This is a genomic window from Mycobacterium sp. THU-M104, assembly GCF_049197365.1.
Taxonomy (GTDB): Bacteria; Actinomycetota; Actinomycetes; order Mycobacteriales; family Mycobacteriaceae; genus Mycobacterium.
Window position 1 is genome coordinate 1 of the sequence record NZ_JBMIOP010000148.1, and the last position, 16,711, is coordinate 16,711.

Below are 16,711 nucleotides of genomic sequence, written 5' to 3' on the forward strand. Positions count from 1 at the left end.
GATGCCGTGAACAGGGGCCCGGATCCCGCACCCGAAAACATCAGCGCCGAATTGATCTCCGGCGGCAACCACGGAAACGAAGGAAACATCTACACCCCACCATATTCAGCCGATCAACGGCTTTGACGACCAATCAGATGCCACTGCCATTGCGGGTCGGCCGATGGTGCCCGACCGCCATGGATAGAGCGTAGAGCACTTCCCCAGCAAAACCCATGCTTTCTCCAAACTTTTAAACCGATGCACCGACCTGCGGCAGGTCCCGATGATTCGTCCGCCCGACTGCGCAACCGCGCCAACTACCGTGCCCGGTAAAGCGACAATGACGCCAGACAATGACGCCAGACAATGACGCCAGAAAAAATCCGGGTGAACCTGGTCAGATTTCCCCTCCGACGCCGACTCGGAGCGCAACTGAACGATCGCCGCGACCGTGCGGCAAAGGCGATCAGGCGCGCACGCGAAGAACCGCCGCGGGCACAATCACCGGCACGCCTTGAGCCGCGCCGCCAGGTAGTCGACGACGGCAGTCATCGCGACCCGCTCCTGCGTCATGGAGTCGCGCTCGCGCACGGTCACGGCGCCGTCCTGCAGGGAGTCGAAATCCACCGTCACGCAGTACGGCGTGCCGACCTCGTCCTGGCGCCGATAGCGGCGGCCGATGGCGCCGGCGTCATCGAAGTCGATGGTCCAGCACGTGCGCAGCTCGGCGGCCAGGTCGCGGGCCTTGGGGCTCAGGTCGGCGTGCCGCGACAGCGGCAGCACCGCCGCCTTGACCGGCGCCAGCCGCGGGTCCAGCCGAAGCACCGTCCGCTTGTCCATCCCGCCCTTGGCGTTGGGGGCCTCGTCCTCGGTGTAGGCGTCGATCAGGAACGCCATGAACGACCGGGTCAGACCGGCCGCGGGCTCGATGACGTACGGGGTGTAGCGCGCGTCGGTGGCCTGGTCGTAGAACGACAGGTCCACGCCGGAGTGCTTCGCGTGGGTGGACAGGTCGAAGTCGGTCCGGTTCGCCACGCCCTCGAGTTCACCCCACGGGTTGCCGGCGAAGCCGAACCTGTACTCGATGTCGACGGTGCGGTCGGAGTAGTGGGACAGCTTTTCGGCGGGGTGTTCGTAGAGCCGAAGGTTCTGCGGATCGATGCCGAGGTCGACGTACCACTGCCGGCGGGTGTCGATCCAGTACTGGTGCCACTTTTTGGCGGTCGACGGCTCGACGAAAAACTCCATCTCCATCTGTTCGAACTCGCGGGTCCGGAAGATGAAGTTGCCCGGGGTGATCTCGTTGCGGAAGCTCTTGCCGATCTGCCCGATCCCGAACGGCGGCTTCTTGCGGGCCGTCGTCATCACGTTGGCGAAGTTGACGAAGATGCCCTGCGCGGTCTCCGGCCGCAGATAGTGCACCCCCTCCTCGGTCTCGATCGGCCCCAGGTGGGTCTTGAGCATCATGTTGAACTCGCGCGGCTCGGTCCACTGGCCCTTGGTGCCGCAGTCCGGGCAGGTGATCTCGCTCATCGGCACCGAGTCGGGGGACGGGAGATCTTTTTTCGCCGCGTTCTTGGCCACATAGGCCTCCTGCATGTGGTCCTGGCGGTGCCGGTGGTGGCAGTTGAGGCATTCGACCAGCGGATCGTGGAACACCTCGACGTGGCCGGAGGCCACCCAGACCTGTCGCGGCAGGATGATCGAGGAGTCCAGACCCACCACATCATCACGGCCGGTGATCACCGAGTGCCACCACTGCCGCTTGATGTTCTCCTTGAGCTCCACACCCAGCGGCCCGTAATCCCACGCCGACCTGGTGCCGCCGTAGATCTCGCCCGAGGGATAGACGAAGCCCCGCCGTTTGGCGAGGTTCACTACGGTGTCGATGACGGACGCCACGGCGCGGTGCACTCCTTCTCGGATCGGGGAAGACACGTGCGGCGAGGATCCGCCGCGGACAAAACTGCAGTCATGGTATCCACCGGCCTCCCGGTCTTTGACATGCGTCATCATGCATGTGACAGTGGAGGCCGGCCGTACCGTCGGGTCCGCGGTCAGCCCTCCCTATTTCCGTCACTTCTCGAGGTGATCACTCCACCATGGCGACGTCCTCCCGCACACCGACGGCCGCCGACGGCGACAGCCGACCCGAGCTGGGTCTGGCCGTCCACGAGCACGGCCCGGCCGGCCCCGGTGAGCACGCCGCGTTCGCCGGGTACCCGGTGCCGCCCCCGCGGGAGATCCTCGACGCCGCCGGCGAACTGCTGCGCGCGCTGGCCGCGCCCGTGCGGATCGCCATCGTGTTGCAGCTGCGCGAATCCCACCGCTGCGTGCACGAGCTGGTCGACGCACTGGGCGTGCCACAACCGCTGGTCAGCCAGCACCTGAAGATCCTCAAGGCGGCGGGCGTGGTGACCGGCGAGCGCGCGGGCCGAGAAGTGATGTACCGGCTCGCCGACCACCACTTGGCGCACATCGTCGTCGACGCCGTCGCCCACGCCGGCGAAGACGCATGACCGGACCCAGTGTGCGCTCCACCCGGCAACGAGCGGCCATCTCCTCCCTGCTGGAAAACATCGACGAATTCCGCTCGGCGCAGGAGTTGCATGACGAGCTACGGCGCCGCGGCGAGAACATCGGGCTGACGACCGTGTACCGGACGCTGCAGTCGATGGCGGCGGCGGGGATGGTCGACACGCTGCGCACCGACACCGGCGAGTCGGCCTACCGCAGGTGCTCGGAACACCATCACCACCATCTGGTGTGCCGCAACTGCGGCTCCACGATCGAGGTCGGCGACCACGAGGTCGAACAGTGGGCTGCCGAAGTGGCCGCCAAGCACGGCTTCTCCGACGCCAGCCACACCATCGAGATCTTCGGCCTGTGCTCGGAGTGCAGGTCCTGACCGGTCAAGACACCAGTTGGCGGGCCATCTCGGCGCCGGTGTCGAGCACCAGTAGGACCAGGGTGCGCAGGGCGTCGTCGGTCAGACCGGCGCCGGGGAAGTTGTACCGCATGATCACGTCGGCGCTCTTGACCACGTCCTTGCCGGAATTGTGCTGCACCGCTTTGTCGTTCCCTTTCTCCACCAACGTCACGCTGCCGAAGTTGCTGTCCCGAGCCTGCCTGGCCACCTGGTCGGCGACCTTCTCGGTGAGCGGCAGATCCCACGCCAACACCTGGGTGAGCGAGACCAGGTCGAGGTCCTCGGCGATGTTGACCACCCGCAACGACGCGATGGTGCCTCCGTGGCGGACTGTCAGCGCACCGTCGGGTTCCTCGTCAGCGGGAACAATGTCGACGAGGACGGACTCCAGACGCTCCTGCAATGACGCCACTGAACACTCCCGAATCAGGCACTCCCGAATCGCCGGTTGCGAGAAGCATATTCCTCGCAGGCAGCCCACAAGTCGCGGCGGTCGTAATCGGGCCACAGCTTGTCGGAAAAGATGTACTCGGCGTAGGCCGCCTGCCACAGCATGAAGTTGCTGGAGCGCTGCTCCCCCGACGTCCGCAGGAACAGGTCGACATCGGGGATGTCGGGCCGCTGCAGGTGGCGGGCGACCGTGGACTCGGTGACGCGATCCGGGTTCAGCCGGCCCGCGGCCGCCTCACGAGCGATTTCCTTTGCTGCTGCAGCGATTTCGGTGCGACCACCGTAGTTGACGCAGTAGTTGACGGTGATGACGTCGTTCCCGTCCGTCATCGCCTCGGCGATCGCCAGTTCGTTGATGACGCTGCGCCACAACCGCGGCCGCGACCCCACCCACCGGATCCGGACGCCCATCTCGTTGAGGTTTTCGCGGCGCCGTCGCACCACGTCCCGGTTGAAACCCATCAGAAACCGGACTTCCTCGGGCGAGCGCTTCCAGTTCTCGGTGGAGAATGCGTAAAGGCTGAGCCACTTTATACCGAGTTCGATTGCGCCGCAAACAATGTCGATCACCACAGCCTCGCCCATCTTGTGCCCATCGGTACGTTGCAGCCCGCGTTGGGTGGCCCAGCGGCCGTTGCCGTCCATCACGATCGCGACATGGTTGGGCAGCCGGGCGGCCGGTATGCGCGGCGCGGCCGCCTTCGAAACGTGCTGGGGGGGCCTGCGCGGACCACCGCCGGGCGCGGGCGGCAACTCGGGTAAGTCGACCGGCCACCTCGACGTGTCGGGGAAGACCGGGTAGTCGTCGGGGGCGGGTGGCAACTGAGGGAAGTCGATCGGCTTCGCCGTGCGATCGGCCTTTTTAGCCACAGGCCAGGTCCTGCCGGGCTGTTGCCGCACGCAGGTCGGCGACCGTGCGGTCGGCCCGGTACGTCCGCTCGACCAGTGGCAGCGTTTTGAGCTGCCGCTCCAGGTGCCATTGCAGGTGCGCGGCCACCAGTCCGCTGACATGGCTGCGCTGTGATTGCGGCGCCACCTGGGCAGCCTCCCAGTCGCCGTCGTGCAACGCGCACATCAGGTCCAGCACCCCCGGCGGCGGGGTGGTGGAACCGGCCGGACGGCAGTGCGTGCAGACGCTGCCTCCGGCGGCGATGTGAAACGCTCGGTGCGGCCCGGGCGTGGCGCACCGAGCGCACTCGACCAGCGCCGGCGCCCACCCCGCGACACCCATGGCGCGCAGCAGGTAGGCGTCCAGCAGCAGGTCGCGGGGACGGTGCCCGTCGGCCACCGCCCGCAGCGCGCTCACCGTGAGCCGGTGCAGGGCCGGGATGGGTGCCCGCTCCTCGCCGGCGAGGCGTTCGGCGGTTTCCAGCATGGCGCACCCGCAGGTGTACCGGCCGTAGTCGTTGACGATGTCAGTGGCGAACGAGTCGATCGCCACCACCTGGGTGACGATGTCCAGGTTGCGGCCCGGGTGCAGTTGGACGTCGATGTGCGCGAAGGGCTCCAGCCGAGCGCCGAATTTGCTGCGGGTGCGGCGCACGCCCTTGGCCACTGCGCGAACCAGCCCGTGCTCGCGGGTCAGTAGGGTGACGATCCGGTCGGCTTCGCCGAGCTTGTGCTGGCGCAGTACAACCGCCTGGTCTCGATACAGCCGCATTACAACAGTTTTGCACCCCGCCGCGACATCGCGGGTATCCGCGCCGATAGTCTCGTACCCCGTGGTTGGCGCTCCTGGGTCCGCTGCCGGACCCGCTCCCGGTTCCGGCGGCCAGCCCTTGCCTACACTGACTGACCTGCTCTATCAGCTCGCCAGTCGCTCTGTGACGTCGGACACATTGGTGCGTGGTTCCCTGAACGCCATCCACGTCAGCCAGTCCAGCCTGAACGCCTTCCGGGTGGTGCTCACCGAGTCGGCGCTGGCCGACGCGGCCGAGGCCGATCGTCTCCGGGCCGCCGGCGACACCTCCCCGTTGCTCGGCATCCCGATCGCGGTCAAGGACGACGTCGATGTTGCCGGGGTGCCCACCGCGTACGGGACCGACGGGAATGTACGCCCCGCCGCCCAGGACGCCGAGGTTGTTCGCCGCCTGAAGGCGGCCGGCGCGGTGATCGTGGGCAAGACCAACACCTGTGAACTGGGCCAATGGCCGTTCACCAGCGGACCCGGATTCGGGCACACCCGCAACCCGTGGTCCCGGCGGCACACCCCGGGCGGATCGTCGGGCGGTAGCGCGGCTGCGGTGGCCGCGGGCCTGGTCACCGCAGCGATCGGCTCCGACGGCGCCGGCAGCGTCCGCATCCCGGCCGCGTGGACCCACCTGGTCGGCATCAAGCCGCAGCGGGGCCGCATCTCCACCTGGCCGCTGCCGGAGGCGTTCAACGGCATCACGGTCAACGGTGTGCTGGCCCGCACCGTGGCCGATGCGGCCCTGGTGCTCGACGCGGCGTCCGGCAACGTCGAAGGCGACCGGCACAAGCCTTCCCCGCTGACGGTGTCCGACTACGTCGGGAAAGCCCCCGGCCCGCTGACCGTCGCACTGTCAACCCGGTTCCCGTTCACCGTTTTTCGAGCCAAACTGCACCCGGAGATCGCGGCGGCGACACGCGCCATGGCCAAGCAACTCCAACTGCTCGGCCACACCGTGGTGCCCGGCAACCCCGATTATGGCCTGCGGTTGTCGTGGGACTTTCTGGTCCGGTCCACCGCGGGGCTGCGTGAGTGGGAGGAGCGCTTGGGCGACGGCGTCACCCTGGATCCGCGCACCCTGTCCAACTTGCGCACCGGCCACGTGCTGGGACAGTCCACGCTGCGCAGCGCCCGCCGCCACGAGGCCGCCGCCCAGCGCCGCGTCGGCTCGATCTTCGACATCGTCGACGTGGTGCTGGCACCGACCACCGCGCAGCCGCCCCCCCAAGTGCGCGCGTTCGACAGGCTGGGCAGCTATCGCCTCGACCGCGCCATGATCCGCGCCTGCCCGGCGACGTGGCCGTGGAACGTACTGGGCTGGCCGTCAATCAACGTGCCGGCGGGATTCACCTCTGACGGCCTGCCGATCGGGGTGCAGTTGATGGGTCCTGCGGACAGCGAACCCATGCTGATCTCATTGGCCGCCGAACTGGAAGCCGTCTGCGGCTGGGCGAGCAAGCAGCCGAAGGTGTGGTGGACCACCTGAAGCGTCTTAGCAGCGACCTGTCCGCTACGGACGAGAGAAGACACGACTTCAGAAACCAAGCCGACCAAGCTGTTTGGGGTCGCTCTGCCAATTCTTGGCGATCTTGACCCGCAGGTCGAGATAGACCTTGGCGCCCAGCAGCTTTTCGATCTGGGTGCGCGCTGCGGTGCCCACCTCCCGCAGCCGGACCCCTCCCTTGCCGATGACGATCCCCTTCTGGCTGGACCGCTCGACGTAGAGGATGGCGTGCACGTCGATCAAATCGTCGCGACCCTCGCGCGGGTTGACCTCGTCGATCACCACCGCGAGCGAGTGCGGGAGTTCGTCGCGCACCCCGTCCAGGGCCGCTTCGCGGATGAGCTCGGCCATCAGGACTTCCTCCGGCTCGTCGGTCAGCTCGCCGTCGGGGTAGTACGCCGGACCGGGTGGCAAGGCCTCGGCCAAGACGTCGATCAGCACGTCGACCTGGTCACCGCGGACCGCCGACACCGGCACGACCTCGGCCGTGTCGCCGACGAGCTCGCTGACCGCGACCAGCTGCGCGACCAGCCGCTCCTTGGGCACCTTGTCGATCTTGGTGACGATCGCCACGACGGTGGTCCGGGGCGCGACCGCACGGATCTGGTCGACGATCCACCGGTCACCGGGGCCGATCGCCTCGTCGGCCGGGATGCACAGCCCGATCACGTCGACTTCGGCGTAGGTGTCGCGGACCAGGTCGTTGAGCCGCTTGCCCAGCAGGGTACGCGGCCGGTGCAGGCCGGGGGTGTCGACCAGGATGATCTGGAAGTTCTCCCGGTGCACGATCCCGCGGATGGTGTGCCGGGTGGTCTGCGGCCGCTTCGAGGTGATTGCCACCTTGGCACCCACCAGGGCGTTGGTCAGCGTCGACTTGCCGGTGTTCGGCCGACCCACCAGGCACACGAACCCCGAACGGAAGTCCGTCATACCAGCCTCTTCTCGAACGTACACACAGTGCGACCTAGCACCCCTTGAGCCCAAGCGGGAATTCTCGCCGTGAGTACACGCTCGGCGTGCCGGCACTCAGCCATGACGGCCGGCCTCCGCTCCGTTGGACCCGTCGGACTCCACCGGGGTGAGCAGGACGGTGCCGATCCGCACCCGCCCCCGATGGTCGAGCCCCCCTTCGGCGTGCAGGCGCAGCCCGTGCGACACCACCTCGGCGCCGGGCAGCGGCACCCGGCCCAGTTCCAGGGCCAGCAGGCCGCCCACGGTGTCGACGTCGAGGTCACCGTCGAACTCCACCCCGTACAACTCCCCGACGTCTTCGATCGGCAGCCGCGCCGAGACACGGAAGCGTTTGCCGCCCAAATCCTCGATCGGCGCCGTCTCGGCCTGGTCGTACTCGTCGGCGATCTCCCCGACTATTTCCTCCAGCACGTCTTCGATGCTGACCAGGCCTGCGATCGCGCCGTACTCGTCGACCAGCAGGGCCATGTGGTTGCGGTCACGTTGCATGTCCCGCAGCAGCGCGTCCAGCGGCTTGGAGTCCGGCACGAACACCGCCGGACGCATCACCTGGGCCACGGCCGTGTCCCGTCCGCCGTTGTCCGACAAGAACGTATGCTGGACAAGATCTTTCAGATACACGACACCCACGATGTCGTCGACGTTCTCGCCGATCACCGGGATGCGGGAATGGCCGCTGCGGACAGCCAGGTTGATTGCCCGGCTGGCCAATTCGTCGCTTTCGATCCAGATCATCTCGGTGCGTGGCACCATCACCTCGCGGGCAGGGGTGTCGCCCAGTTCGAACACCGACTGGATCATCCGGCGCTCATCGGCGGCGACGACGCCGCGCTGCTGGGCCAGGTCGACGACCTCGCGCAGCTCGATCTCGGATGCGAACGGCCCGTTGCGCAGGCCCCGGCCCGGCGTGAGCACGTTGCCCAGCACCACCAGCAACCGGCTGATCGGCATCAATAACCACGAGATCACCTGCAGCGGAACGGCGGTCGCCAGCGAGATCGAGTACGCGTGCTGGCGCCCGAGCGTGCGCGGGCCCACCCCGACGACGACGAAACTGACCACCACCATGATGATCGCGGCCACGAACAATCCCCCGTCCACGCTCAGGGCGTGCCGGAAGAACACCACCAGCAGCGCCGTCGCGGTGATCTCGCAGGTGATCCGCAGCAGCACCATCAAGTTGATGTAGCGCGACCGCTCGGCCATCACCCGCGACAACGCCGCCGCGCCTGGCCGCTCGTCGCGCACCAGCTCCTGAACGCGGGCCGGCGACACCGTGCCGACAGCGGCGTCGATCGCCGCAAAGAGCCCGCCCAGGACAATCAGCGCGATCGCGCCGAGCAACTCATTCAGTCCGGTCACAGGTCGAAGGCCGCGGTGTCCGGCAAACTTCCTGCCATGCGGACATTTTGACACATCGGCCGCGCCGCGCCGGTCACCCCGACGCTCAACGCCTGCGCCGGTGCCTCGGCCGGCTCCGAGACCTGCCGTGACGACCCGCGAACTTACCAGCAATACCACAGTATTCTGCTCTACGCTGCGGGCTCGTGTGCAACCGGTCGCACCATACGGCGGTGGGTCAGGTGAGCGACTTCCCCCCAACGCTGCCCCCGTTCGCCGATGCCGACCGGACCGTGATCGCGGCCGACCCGAAGGAGTACTGGCGCGAGCTTCAGGCCGAAGGTGTGTTCGTCGGCATGGGCGGCTACTACCTGGTGACCCGCCGCGAAGACGTGCTCGCGGCGCTGGGCGACTACGCCACCTTCAGCTCACGCAGGCAGCCGCTCCCGTTGCCCGGCGCCGGGATGAAACCGCTGCCGACCCCGGTCCCGCTGGCCTACGACCCGCCCGCGCACTCGCGCTTCCGCCGGATTCTGCAGCCCTACTTCACCGCGCGCGCGGCCGATGAGCTGCTGCCCGCGCTGCGGGAGCAGGCATCGGCGCTGATCGGTGCTCTGCTGCCCCGCGGCGGGTGCGACGCAATCGCCGACGTCTCCATTCCGTTCCCCTTCGGCGTGTTGACGGCACTGTGCGGGCTTCCGCTGGGTGATCGGGACAAGCTGGCCGCGTGGGCCCAGGACGTCAACTGGGACACGCCCGGGTCACCCCACGCCTCCGGGCTGTTCGCCTACCTCGTCGAGACCATCACGGGCGACGAGCGGCCGGCGCTCGCCTCGCAGCTGCTCACCGGTGCCGACCCGCTCACCGAGAACGAGGTGATCGGGTTCTACGCACTGCTGTGCTCCGCACAGGACGCCATCCAGGCAGCCATCGGGTCGGCGCTGTTGTACCTGGCACGCGACCGGCGGCTTCGTCGCTGCCTGCGCGACAACCCCGACCGGATCGGGGCGTTCATCGAAGAGCTGCTGCGGCTGGAGACGCCGTTTCCGTTCATCGGGCGCTTCACCGCGCGCCAGGTGACGCTCGCCGGCGTCACGATACCGGCGGGCTCGGTGGTAGTCCTGTGCTTGGCGACGACGAACCTTGAGGCCGGCGACGGGTCGTCGGTGAGCGTGACCGACGACGGCAAAATCCAACCCAAGCGTCACCAGAGCTTTGCAGCGGGAATCCATCGCTGCCTGGGCAAAGCCCTGGCCCGCATGGAGCTGACCGTCATCATCAACGAATTCCTCAATGCGATAACAGATTTCGAGTTGGAGCCCGATTTCACGCCGCGCTTCACGTTTACCCCGGGCGGCGCGGTCATGCCGAGCAGTCTGCCGCTGCGGTGGGGCCCGGCCTGCTGAGCCTCGGCCGGCTCAGATTTCGAAATACCTGGACTTGTCCAGCAGTCGGCGATCACGCTCGCCCTGCACGTCTTGCCGGTATGCCTCGACCTGCTCGGCCACCCACTCTTCGAGCAAGCTGTCCTGCAGGGCGAACATTTCCTTCTCCTCGTCCGGCTCGCCGTGGTCGTAGCCGAGCAGGTGCAGCACACCGTGGATGGTCAGCAACGCCAACTCGTGGCCGAGGCTGTGGCCCGCGGCCGCAGCCTGCTCGGCGGCGAATTCTGGGCACAGCACGATGTCGCCGAGCATGGCCGGCCCCGGCTCGGGAGCGTCGGGGCGGCCGCCGGGTTCGAGCTCGTCCATCGGGAAGCTCATGACGTCGGTCGGGCCGGGCAGGTCCATCCACCGCATGTGCAGGTCGGCCATCGCGGCGGTGTCCAGCAACACCATCGACAGTTCGGCGCCGGGGTTGACGTCCATCTTCGCCAGGACGAACCGCGCGACGCTGACCAGTTCCGCTTCGGAGACGTCGATGCCGGACTCGTTGGAGACTTCGATGCTCATGGGACCACTATCGGCGACCCCGCGCACCCGATGACCGGCGCGCCGCCCGATTCATGGTCAGGCCGGGCTCTTCGAACTTCGCGTAGGCGTCCACGATCTCCGAGACCAGACGGTGCCGAACGACGTCCGCACTCGTCAGCTCCGCGAGGTGGATGTCGTCGACGTCGTCGAGGATCTCCATCGCCGATCGCAGGCCGGACCGGGCGGCGCCGGGCAGGTCGATCTGGGTGATGTCACCGGTGACGACGATCTTGGAGCCGAATCCGAGCCGGGTGAGGAACATCTTCATCTGCTCGGCGGTGGTGTTCTGCGCCTCGTCGAGGACGATGAACGCATCGTTCAGCGTACGGCCGCGCATGTAGGCCAGCGGAGCGACCTCGATGACCCCGGCGGACATCAGCTTCGGGATCAGCTCGGGGTCCATCATCTCGTAGAGCGCGTCGTAAAGCGGCCGCAGGTAGGGGTCGATCTTCTCGCTCAGAGTGCCCGGGAGAAAACCAAGGCGTTCGCCGGCTTCCACAGCGGGCCGGGTCAAGATGATGCGGGTCACCTTCTTGGTCTGCAGGGCGCGAACTGCCTTGGCCATGGCCAGGTACGTCTTGCCGGTGCCGGCGGGGCCGACCCCGAAGACGATGGTGTTGGCGTCGATGGCGTCGACGTAGCGTTTCTGGTTCAGCGTCTTGGGCCGGATCGTCTTGCCGCGCCGCGACAGGATGTCCAGGGTGAGCACCTCGGCAGGCGACTCGTTGCCGGAGCCGACCAGCATGGCGACGCTGTGGCGCACCACGTCCGGCGTCAACGGCTGACCCCCGGCCACGATGGCGACCAGTTCGGAGATGACCCGCTCGGCGAGTGCGACGTCACCCGGGTCGCCGGACACGGAGACGGCGTTGCCCCGCACATGCAGGTGTGCGTTGAGCGCACTTTCGAGGGCGCGCAGGTTCCCGTCTGATGAGCCCAACAGGCCGACGATGAGATCGGGCGGAACGTCGATGCTGATACCGACCTGAGCAGGCACCTTCGAAACTGCGGGTGCGTCATCGGCGCTGGTCTCGCGGGGCGTCACGTGGTTTCCGATGCCTGCCTGCTCGTGTATGCCGGGGTCACGCTGCAAACCACCAGTCTAACGCCGGCCGGGATCCCTCCCAAGCGCGCGTTTGCAGCACGGTGCGCCGGCGACCGTGTCATCTGGAACGCATCAGTGGCGTGTCGCGCCGCCGGATGCGCACTCGGCGTCCGGGTCCCAGCGTGCGGTGAGCACCCCCAGCGCACCCAGCGCCACCGCCGCCGCCGTCGACGTCCGCAACACCTGCGGGCCGAGCCGGGCCGCCACCGCGCCGGCGTCGGTGAGCGCGGCGATCTCCCCCGGTGCGATCCCGCCCTCCGGGCCGACCACGAGAAAAATCGAATCTGCTTGCGCAACAGTATGATCCGCGAGTATATCGGCGAACCGACCGGTCGCCGACTCGTGCAGCGCCAGCACCGTCGCCCCGGCGGCCACTTCGTCGGAGATCCGCCGGGTGAGTGCCGCGGTGGACAGCAGGCCCTCGACCGGCGGGATGTGCGCGCGACGGGATTGCCGGGCCGCCGAGCGGGCGACGGCGCGCCAGCGTCGCAGGCCCTTGTCGACGCGGGCGCCCGTCCAGGTGGCGACGCAGCGGTCCGCCTGCCAGGCGACGAACGCGTCGGCGCCGGCTTCGGTGGCCAGCTCGACCGCGAGCTCTGAACGTTCGGACTTGGGTAGCGCCTGCACGACGGTGATCCGGGGCCGTCCGGGCGCGACGCTCCACCGTCCCAGCACCCGCGCGCGCAACCCGTCGCGGCCCGCGTATTCGACCTCGCAGCGGGCCAGGCCCCCGGCGCCGTCACCGAGCACCAGTTGCTCACCGGGCCGGATCCGGCGCACGGTGGCCGCATGGAATCCCTCGTCGCCGCCGACACCGGCAACCGCGCCGGCATCGGGCAGCGCATCGATGTAGAACAGCGTCGCCACCATGGACAACCCCTGACGACGGCCGGCTAACGTCCGGTGAAGGTTTCGCGCAGCCGGCTGAACAGCCCGCCCCCGTTAGCGGCGTCGTGCGAGGAACGGACCTCGGCCACGTCACGGCTGCGGCGGTTCTTCAGTTCCCTCAGCAATTCGGTGTCCCGGTGGTCCAGCCGGGCGGGGACGACCACCTCGACGTGGACGAGCAGATCACCTCGGACGCCCGTTCCCAGGTGTGGCATCCCGTGGCCACGCAGTGTGATGACCGTCCCCGGCTGCGTGCCGGGCGGGACGGTGATCTCGCTCATGCCGTCCAGGATGGCGTCGACGGTGACCGTGACGCCCAGCGCCGCGTCGACCATCGGCACCGAAACCGTGCAATGCAGGTCGTCGCCCTCCCGGACGAAGATGTCGTGTGCCTGTTCGTGCACCTCGACGTACAGGTCACCTGCGGGCCCACCGCCCGGGCCGACCTCACCCTGCGCGGCGAGTCGCACCCGCATGCCCTCGCCGACACCGGCGGGAATCTTGACGCTGATCTCCCGACGCGCCCGCACCCGGCCGTCGCCCATGCACTGGTGGCACGGGTCGGGGATGACCACGCCTACCCCGCGGCAGGTGGGACAGGGCCGGGACGTCATGACCTGGCCCAGCAGCGAACGCTGGACCGTCTGCACCTCCCCGCGTCCACCGCAGGTGTCGCACGGGACCGGAGCGGAATCGCCGTTGGTGCCCTTGCCCTGGCAGCGGTCGCACAACACCGCGGTGTCGACGGTGACCTGTTTGGTGACGCCGGTGGCGCACTCCTCGAGATCGAGGCGCATCCGCAGCAGCGAGTCCGAGCCGGGCCGGACTCGGCCGATCGGGCCCCGAGAGGTCCCGCCGCCGTTGAAGCCGCCGCCGAAAAAAGCCTCGAACACGTCGCCGAGGTTGCCGAAGCCGCCGAAACCTCCGGCACCCGACGCCGCGTTTTCCAGCGGGTCCCCGCCCATGTCGACGATCCGGCGTTTCTCCGGGTCGCTCAGTACCTCGTAGGCGGCGCTGATTTCCTGGAATTTCACCTGCGCGGCCTCGTCGGGATTGACGTCGGGATGCAATTCGCGCGCCAGTTTGCGGTAGGCGCGTTTGATGTCCGCATCGCTGGCGTTCCTGCTCACGCCGAGCAGGCCGTAATAGTCGCGTGCCACGCTTGAGTCTCCTCTACCTGGTTTTCGCCGCGCCTGCGCAAGCCTGAGCATTATGCACGAGCATGTTCACCGGGAACCGAGCACTTCGCCGATGTAGAGAGCAACCGCGGCAACGCTGGCAATAGTTCCCGGGTAATCCATTCGGGTGGGCCCCAGCACACCCATTCCGCCGTAGACGGTGTCGGAGGTGCCGTAAGCGGCGGTCACCACCGAGGTGCCCACCATCTGCTCGACGGCCGTCTCGTGACCGATACGCACGGTGACCTTGCCGGCTTCCTGCTGGGCCGCCAACAGCTTCAGTACCACGACCTGCTCCTCGAGGGCCTCGAGAATGGAACGCAGCGAGCCGCCGAGGTCCGCGGCGTTGCGGGTCAGGTTCGCAGTACCGCCCATCAGCAGGCGCTCCTCGGTGTGCTCGACCAACGACTCCAGCAGCACCGTCGCCGAACGGCCGACGGCGTCGCTGAGGCCGTCGGGGCCACGCAGTTGCCCGGCGAGGTCGGCCACCGCGACCGAGGCCGCCGACAGCTTCTTGCCGATCAGCGCCTGGCCGAGCATGTCGCGCAACTGAGAAAGCTGGTAGTCGTCGATCACGTCGCCGAGCTCGACGATGCGCTGGTCCACCCGGCCGGAGTCGGTGATGACGACCATCAGCAGCCGGGCGGGGGTCAGGGCGATCACCTCAAGATGCCGCACCGTCGACGACGACAGCGTCGGGTACTGCACCACGGCCACCTGGCGGGTCAGCTGCGCCAACAGCCGCACCGCCCGGCCCAACACGTCGTCGAGGTCCACGCCGGACTCGAGGAAGCCCTGGATCGCGCGCCGCTCGGCCGACGACAGCGGCTTGACGTCCTCCAGCCGGTCGACGAACTCGCGGTAGCCCTTCTCGGTGGGCACGCGCCCCGAGCTGGTATGGGGCTGCACGATGTAGCCCTCGGCCTCCAGCACCGCCATGTCGTTGCGGATCGTCGCCGACGACACCCCCAGGTTGTGACGCTCGACCAGGGACTTGGAACCGATGGGTTCCTTGGTGGCGACGAAGTCGGCGACGATGGCCTGCAGCACCTCGAAGCGACGGTCGTCGGCGCTACCCATTGTTGGTCACCTCCCTGACACCTGCTGACCGGGTTGATTTTACGGGCCCCGCTCTCCGCTGCCCGACAGCAGCAGAGAGCATCAGCGGCGGGAAGGGCTTTCCGGCTAGCCTATCGAGCATGAACCCGTGCGGCCCGGCCGATGCGACGGGGCCGGAATCGCCGATGATCGATCCATGATCTTCAAAGGCGTGCGGGAGGGGAAGCCCTATCCCGAGCACGGGCTGTCCTACAAAGACTGGTCCCGAATACCCCCCCAGCAGCTCCGGCTGGACGAATTGGTCACCACGACGACGGTGCTCGCGCTCGACCGGCTGCTTTCCGAAGACTCCACCTTTTACGGCGACCTGTTCCCGCACGCGGTGCGCTGGAAGGGGATCACCTACCTCGAGGACGGCCTGCACCGCGCGGTGCGCGCCGCGCTGCGGAACCGCACGGTGCTGCACGCCCGGGTGTTCGACATGGACCTGCGCTGAGCGCGCGGACCGGTCAGTCCGTCGCCGTCGCCGCCTGAATCAGCGCGATCGCGGCGTCGTGCTGCAGGACCCAGGTGCCATTCTGGTTGACGAACGCGAGGCGCTTGGTGACCGGCCCGGCGAACTTCGGGCCGGCGATGGCCACGTCGGCCTGGGCGGCGTTCGGGCCGGCCGGCGCGACGTTCGTCGCGGTGAACGTTTCCGGGAAGTTCCCGTGCCGGTAGGCCTTGCGCAGTTCGTGGTCGGCGACGTGGCCCTCGTCCGGGCTGATGCCATTCTCGACCAGGTCGTTCTTCGTCGTGTAGGACACGCCGGGATCGGTGACCTGGTTGCAGAGATTCGACAGCTGCTCAGCGGTCGGCAGGTTCTGCCCCGGCGCCGGGGACGGGGGGTTCTGCGGCAGCGGCGTCAGGGGTGTCCCCACTGCCGCCAGCTGGATCCCAACGAGGCCATCCGACGGTGCACTGAACGCTGCGCCTGCGACTGAGCCGCCGATGACGGCCAGGACCGCTACCGTTGCTACCCGTTTCACGGTTTTCCCTTCGATAGAGCCGAACGTGATGTTAGGACGACTGGCCTGCAGCCTGCAGCAACTCCATCGCCGAGGAGCGGGACAGCACCCAGCCGCCCTGGTTGACGAATGTGATGTTCTGGCTGACCGGCGCCGCCAGCTTGGGACCCGACACCGCCACGTCGGCCGTGGCCGAGCCGGGCGCGGCCGGCTGGATGTTGGTCACCGCGAACGACAGGGGCAGGTCCCCGTTCTTGGCGGCCTTCTTCAGCTTCTTGTCGGCGACGTGGGCTTCCATGCCGCTGATCCCGCCCTGGACCAGGTTGCCCTTGTCGGCGAACGGCACGTTCGGGTCGGCCAGGTTGTTCAGCACGTCGGTCAGCTGCGCGGCAGTCGGGACGTTCGCGCCCTGGGCCGGGGCCGGCGGGTCCTGCGGCAGGGGCGCGCCGACCGCGGCCAGTTGGACCTGCGCGGGGCCGGCGGCCGGAACGGACGCGACGGACGTCACGCCGACGGCTGCGGCGGCAAACGCCCCCAGGACCGCCATGCCGGTGGCGATCGATGTGAAGTTCTTCATGCTCGGGTCTCCCCCTCGGTGTGTGCCGCCCGCAGCGATCAGTGGTGCCTCAGTGT

19 protein-coding genes are annotated in these 16,711 nt (G+C 68.1%); 5 read left to right on the top strand and 14 right to left on the bottom strand.

Annotation, left to right across the window (positions count from 1 at the left end; translation table 11 throughout):
* The coding region (locus tag ACOJVU_RS12515; protein WP_421530084.1) for a PPE domain-containing protein at positions 1–89 on the bottom strand (89 nt) is incomplete at its 3' end.
* A gap of 394 nt (positions 90–483) precedes the next feature.
* On the bottom strand, positions 484–1,896 hold the full coding sequence (locus ACOJVU_RS12520; RefSeq protein WP_421530085.1) for a glycine--tRNA ligase: 1,413 nt from the start codon (positions 1,894–1,896) through the stop codon (positions 484–486).
* 188 nt (positions 1,897–2,084) lie between these two features.
* Between ACOJVU_RS12520 and ACOJVU_RS12525 the strand changes: the two genes are divergently transcribed.
* Positions 2,085–2,501, top strand: a complete 417-nt coding sequence (locus ACOJVU_RS12525; RefSeq protein ID WP_421530070.1) for an ArsR/SmtB family transcription factor — start codon at positions 2,085–2,087, stop codon at positions 2,499–2,501.
* Complete coding sequence (locus tag ACOJVU_RS12530; protein WP_421530071.1) at positions 2,498–2,890, top strand: Fur family transcriptional regulator; 393 nt, start codon at positions 2,498–2,500, stop codon at positions 2,888–2,890. The genes ACOJVU_RS12525 and ACOJVU_RS12530 overlap by 4 nt, the downstream gene beginning before the upstream one ends.
* 4 nt (positions 2,891–2,894) lie before the next feature.
* On the opposite strand, the gene ACOJVU_RS12535 is transcribed toward ACOJVU_RS12530, so the two are convergent.
* Genes ACOJVU_RS12535 through recO form a run of 3 tightly spaced genes read right to left on the bottom strand, consistent with a single transcriptional unit; the run spans position 2,895 to position 5,021 of the window.
* Positions 2,895–3,323: a hypothetical protein gene (locus tag ACOJVU_RS12535; RefSeq protein WP_421530072.1), complete on the bottom strand. Its 429-nt coding sequence runs from the start codon at positions 3,321–3,323 to the stop codon at positions 2,895–2,897.
* A 14-nt stretch (positions 3,324–3,337) separates the two neighbouring features.
* The gene (locus tag ACOJVU_RS12540) at positions 3,338–4,231 is read right to left on the bottom strand and encodes a decaprenyl diphosphate synthase (protein ID WP_421530073.1); all 894 of its coding nucleotides are present in this window, start codon (positions 4,229–4,231) and stop codon (positions 3,338–3,340) included.
* Complete coding sequence (gene recO / locus ACOJVU_RS12545; protein WP_421530074.1) at positions 4,224–5,021, bottom strand: DNA repair protein RecO; 798 nt, start codon at positions 5,019–5,021, stop codon at positions 4,224–4,226. Before recO ends, ACOJVU_RS12540 begins: the two co-directional genes overlap by 8 nt.
* A gap of 61 nt (positions 5,022–5,082) precedes the next feature.
* On the opposite strand from recO, the gene ACOJVU_RS12550 reads away from it, so the two are divergent.
* Positions 5,083–6,537 (top strand): amidase, encoded by a 1,455-nt coding sequence (locus ACOJVU_RS12550; RefSeq protein ID WP_421530075.1) that lies wholly within the window; start codon positions 5,083–5,085, stop codon positions 6,535–6,537.
* 48 nt (positions 6,538–6,585) lie between these two features.
* Here the strand turns inward: ACOJVU_RS12550 and era are convergent, their stop codons facing one another.
* Together era and ACOJVU_RS12560 are read right to left on the bottom strand one after the other, a co-directional pair.
* Complete coding sequence (era, locus tag ACOJVU_RS12555; protein ID WP_421530076.1) at positions 6,586–7,485, bottom strand: GTPase Era; 900 nt, start codon at positions 7,483–7,485, stop codon at positions 6,586–6,588.
* A gap of 96 nt (positions 7,486–7,581) precedes the next feature.
* A complete protein-coding gene (locus ACOJVU_RS12560) occupies positions 7,582–8,889 on the bottom strand; it encodes a hemolysin family protein (protein ID WP_421530077.1) in 1,308 nt (435 codons plus the stop codon).
* 212 nt (positions 8,890–9,101) lie between these two features.
* Here ACOJVU_RS12560 and ACOJVU_RS12565 point away from each other — a divergent pair, with 212 nt between their 5' ends.
* The gene (locus tag ACOJVU_RS12565; protein WP_421530078.1) at positions 9,102–10,274 is read left to right on the top strand and encodes a cytochrome P450; all 1,173 of its coding nucleotides are present in this window, start codon (positions 9,102–9,104) and stop codon (positions 10,272–10,274) included.
* A gap of 12 nt (positions 10,275–10,286) precedes the next feature.
* On the opposite strand, the gene ybeY is transcribed toward ACOJVU_RS12565, so the two are convergent.
* The 5 genes from ybeY to hrcA form a co-directional block, all read right to left on the bottom strand.
* Complete coding sequence (gene ybeY, locus ACOJVU_RS12570; RefSeq protein ID WP_421530079.1) at positions 10,287–10,820, bottom strand: rRNA maturation RNase YbeY; 534 nt, start codon at positions 10,818–10,820, stop codon at positions 10,287–10,289.
* Between the two features lie 7 nt (positions 10,821–10,827).
* Complete coding sequence (locus ACOJVU_RS12575; protein WP_421530086.1) at positions 10,828–11,886, bottom strand: PhoH family protein; 1,059 nt, start codon at positions 11,884–11,886, stop codon at positions 10,828–10,830.
* A gap of 132 nt (positions 11,887–12,018) precedes the next feature.
* Positions 12,019–12,816 carry a 16S rRNA (uracil(1498)-N(3))-methyltransferase gene (locus ACOJVU_RS12580; protein ID WP_421530080.1) on the bottom strand — a complete coding sequence of 266 codons (798 nt, stop codon included), beginning with the start codon at positions 12,814–12,816 and terminating at the stop codon, positions 12,019–12,021.
* Positions 12,817–12,839: 23 nt separating this feature from the next.
* Positions 12,840–13,994: a molecular chaperone DnaJ gene (gene dnaJ, locus ACOJVU_RS12585; protein WP_421530081.1), complete on the bottom strand. Its 1,155-nt coding sequence runs from the start codon at positions 13,992–13,994 to the stop codon at positions 12,840–12,842.
* Between the two features lie 66 nt (positions 13,995–14,060).
* Positions 14,061–15,092: a heat-inducible transcriptional repressor HrcA gene (gene hrcA, locus ACOJVU_RS12590; protein WP_421530082.1), complete on the bottom strand. Its 1,032-nt coding sequence runs from the start codon at positions 15,090–15,092 to the stop codon at positions 14,061–14,063.
* 175 nt (positions 15,093–15,267) lie between these two features.
* On the opposite strand from hrcA, the gene ACOJVU_RS12595 reads away from it, so the two are divergent.
* Positions 15,268–15,567: a type II toxin-antitoxin system VapB family antitoxin gene (locus tag ACOJVU_RS12595; protein WP_421530083.1), complete on the top strand. Its 300-nt coding sequence runs from the start codon at positions 15,268–15,270 to the stop codon at positions 15,565–15,567.
* Positions 15,568–15,580: 13 nt separating this feature from the next.
* On the opposite strand, the gene ACOJVU_RS12600 is transcribed toward ACOJVU_RS12595, so the two are convergent.
* Together ACOJVU_RS12600 and ACOJVU_RS12605 are read right to left on the bottom strand one after the other, a co-directional pair.
* A complete protein-coding gene (locus ACOJVU_RS12600; protein WP_421530087.1) occupies positions 15,581–16,114 on the bottom strand; it encodes a hypothetical protein in 534 nt (177 codons plus the stop codon).
* Between the two features lie 16 nt (positions 16,115–16,130).
* On the bottom strand, positions 16,131–16,655 hold the full coding sequence (locus ACOJVU_RS12605; protein ID WP_421530088.1) for a hypothetical protein: 525 nt from the start codon (positions 16,653–16,655) through the stop codon (positions 16,131–16,133).
* Between the last annotated feature and the right edge of the window lie 56 nt (positions 16,656–16,711).

Coding starts and splice junctions, on each gene's coding strand:
- ACOJVU_RS12530 (WP_421530071.1), top strand. CDS start 2,498: ATGACCGGACCCAGTGTGCGCTCCACCCGGCAACGAGCGGCCATCTCC.
- recO (WP_421530074.1), bottom strand. CDS start 5,021: ATGCGGCTGTATCGAGACCAGGCGGTTGTACTGCGCCAGCACAAGCTC.
- ACOJVU_RS12595 (WP_421530083.1), top strand. CDS start 15,268: ATGATCTTCAAAGGCGTGCGGGAGGGGAAGCCCTATCCCGAGCACGGG.
- era (WP_421530076.1), bottom strand. CDS start 7,485: ATGACGGACTTCCGTTCGGGGTTCGTGTGCCTGGTGGGTCGGCCGAAC.
- ybeY (WP_421530079.1), bottom strand. CDS start 10,820: ATGAGCATCGAAGTCTCCAACGAGTCCGGCATCGACGTCTCCGAAGCG.
- ACOJVU_RS12605 (WP_421530088.1), bottom strand. CDS start 16,655: ATGAAGAACTTCACATCGATCGCCACCGGCATGGCGGTCCTGGGGGCG.
- hrcA (WP_421530082.1), bottom strand. CDS start 15,092: ATGGGTAGCGCCGACGACCGTCGCTTCGAGGTGCTGCAGGCCATCGTC.
- ACOJVU_RS12525 (WP_421530070.1), top strand. CDS start 2,085: ATGGCGACGTCCTCCCGCACACCGACGGCCGCCGACGGCGACAGCCGA.
- ACOJVU_RS12580 (WP_421530080.1), bottom strand. CDS start 12,816: ATGGTGGCGACGCTGTTCTACATCGATGCGCTGCCCGATGCCGGCGCG.